This is a genomic window from Terrabacter terrae, assembly GCF_039529575.1.
GTDB lineage: Bacteria > Actinomycetota > Actinomycetes > Actinomycetales > Dermatophilaceae > Terrabacter > Terrabacter terrae.
On the sequence record NZ_BAAANB010000205.1, the window covers coordinates 1 to 2,492 of the forward strand.

Consider the following 2,492-nt stretch of genomic DNA (forward strand, 5'->3'; position numbering starts at 1 on the left):
ACCGACTCGTTCGCCGGCATCCCGCGCACGCCGCCGCTGTCCATCGCCGCCTTCGTCGCGCGCAGCCCGAGCTTCCCGGTCTCCGCGCTGGCGAAGGTCGACATCGGCGCCGCCCTCGGCCTGCTCGACGTCCGCTTCCCCGAGACGTACTCCGAGCTCGACGGCATCAGCGCCGCAGAGGTGCTCGACCGGCTGCGCTTCCCCGACCAGGCCCGCCACCTCGCGCTCGAGGTCTTCGCCCGCAGCTTCTTCGCCGACCCGCGCGACTTCTCCGGCGGCGAGCTCGTCGCGATGTTCCACACCTACTTCACCGGCTCGGCCGAGGGCCTGCTCTTCGACGTGCCCGACGACGACTACGACACCGCGCTGTGGCGCCCGCTGGCCGAGCACCTCAACGGCCTCGGGGTCGAGATCCGCACCGGCACGTCGGTCACCCGCCTCGAGGACGCGGCGGACGGCATACGCGCCCAGCTCGACGACGGCAGCACCCTCACGGTCGGCGACGTCGTGCTCGCCACCGACCGCGCGGCGCTGCAGAGGATCGTCGCCGATGCCACGTGGCTCGGCGACCCAGCCTGGCGCAACGCGCTCGCCACCCAGCGCATCGCGCCCTCCTTCGCAGTGTGGCGCCTGTGGCTGGATCGCCCTGCCGCGCAGGGCAGCCCGCTCTTCCTCGGCACGAGCGGCTACGGCCCGCTCGACAACATCACGTTCGTCGAACAGATGGAGGCCGGCGCCGCCGCGTGGGCGCGGCAGTCCGGCGGCTGCGTCGTCGAGGTGCACGCGTATGCCGTCCCGCCCGGCACCGAGGAGGCCGCCCTCCGCGAGGAGCTGCGTCGCGAGCTGCGCCGGCTCCACCCCGAGCTGGCCACGGCGACGGTGCTCCACGAGGAGTGGCTGCTCAGGGACGACTGCCCGCTCGCCGGGACCGACCCGTGGGCCGACCGGCCCGGCGTCGTCACGCCCGACCCGCGCATCGTCCTCGCCGGCGACGGCATCCGCTGTGAGCTGCCGGTGGCCCTCATGGAGCGCGCCGCCACCACGGGCTGGCTCGCCGCCAACGCCCTCCTGGGCCGCCGCGGCCTGCCGGGGCACGAGCTGTGGACCGTGCCGATGCGCGGGCGTGGGCAGGCGGTGGCGCACTCGGCGCGGCGCCTGCTCGGCGCCACCCGCTGACCGCGGCCGGCAGACGGACCGTCAGTAGCCGTAGGTCTCGCCACGGTCGCGCAGCTGCCACCGGCGTTCGGCGTAGGCGAGGTCGTCGACCCACAGCCGCCGGGCGGTCGAGGCGACGGCCGGCCGCAGCAGCGGCGCCAGCGAGCGGGCGACCCCGAAGCCCTTGCGGTCCGAGTGCGCGATCGTCGCCTCGGTGACGACCGTCGTCGGGCGGCCGTTGCGGTCGTGCGAGACGAGCGTCGCGTGGGTCTCGACGACGCTGCCCTCGCCCTCCCCGTCGACGATGGTCATGACGATGGTGCGCGCGTCGGGGCAGGTGAACTCGGCACGGACCGGCACGGCATACCGGCGGGTGACGCGGAAGGCGACGTCAACGACGAGGCGGTCGTCGGACGAGGCGGCGTCGTCGACGGTGAGGTGGCTGAACGCGTACGGGTGGTACCACGTGCCGTGCCACGGGTCGAGGCGGTTGGCGATGACGTCGGAGGGCTCGCACGTCCCCCGGAGCGACACGACCGTGGCGAACGACGCGTCCACCGGCGGGCGCACCGGCAGGGCGGGCGCGTCGATCGGCTCCTCGCCGTCGGTGGGCAGGCGCACCCACAGCAGCACGCCGTCGTCCCGCGCCGGGTGGGTGAGCCAGTCGCGGCGCACGCCGGGCCCGAGCGCGAGGCCGTGCCAGCGGCAGTAGACCTGGTCGTGCATGACCTCGCAGTCGTCGAGCAGCGCGCCGAGGTGCGGGCAGGTGCCGGGCCCGGCGAGCAGGCTGCCGTCGCCGGCACGCCAGAGCACGACCTCCCGGCCGCCGACGGTGCGGGTCACGGACCGGTTCGCACCGACGTCGGTCGAGGCCCCGACGACGTGCCAGCCGCCGGGGTTGCGGCCCTGGGCGTCGAGGAACGAGCGGTGGATCCGCGACGGTCGTGCCTGCCGCCAGGTGCCGGCCAGCCGGTCGCGGGGCTCCTCGGGCATGAGCCGCAGCGGGTTGGGGCTGCGGCGCTCGGGGGCGGCGTGACGACCCGCCGGGCGGTCGATGCGTGCGACGAGGTCGCGGGGCAGGCGCAGGGTCATGGGGTGACCTCCCGTGGCTGGGCGGACTGGGCAGGCTGGCCCGGGCCGAGCACGAGGACCCGGGCGGACAGCGCGGCCTTGTGCCAGGTGGGCACCCGCGCCCGGCCCGTGAAGACGTCGTAGTCGCGGGCCTCGATGCGCTCGAGGATGCGCGCGTAGAGGGTGCGCGCCGTCGACACGCACCGCGCGGACGTGCCGGGGAGCAGGGGTATGCCGGCATCCGCCTCCCGGTAGAGCGCGCGGTT

General features: G+C 75.4%; 3 protein-coding genes. 1 reads left to right on the top strand and 2 read right to left on the bottom strand.

Annotation, left to right across the window (positions count from 1 at the left end):
• On the top strand, positions 1–1,176 hold a 1,176-nt coding region (locus ABD194_RS21040; RefSeq protein ID WP_343995177.1), incomplete at its 5' end, for an FAD-dependent oxidoreductase.
• 21 nt (positions 1,177–1,197) lie between these two features.
• Here the strand turns inward: ABD194_RS21040 and ABD194_RS21045 are convergent.
• On the bottom strand, positions 1,198–2,247 hold the full coding sequence (locus ABD194_RS21045; protein WP_343995179.1) for a Rieske (2Fe-2S) protein: 1,050 nt from the start codon (positions 2,245–2,247) through the stop codon (positions 1,198–1,200).
• On the bottom strand, positions 2,244–2,492 hold a 249-nt coding region (locus tag ABD194_RS21050), incomplete at its 5' end, for a squalene/phytoene synthase family protein (protein WP_343995181.1). The genes ABD194_RS21045 and ABD194_RS21050, both read right to left, overlap by 4 nt.

Excerpts from the sequence above, each read along its gene's own strand:
- ABD194_RS21045 (WP_343995179.1), bottom strand. The coding sequence starts at position 2,247 with ATGACCCTGCGCCTGCCCCGCGACCTCGTCGCACGCATCGACCGCCCG.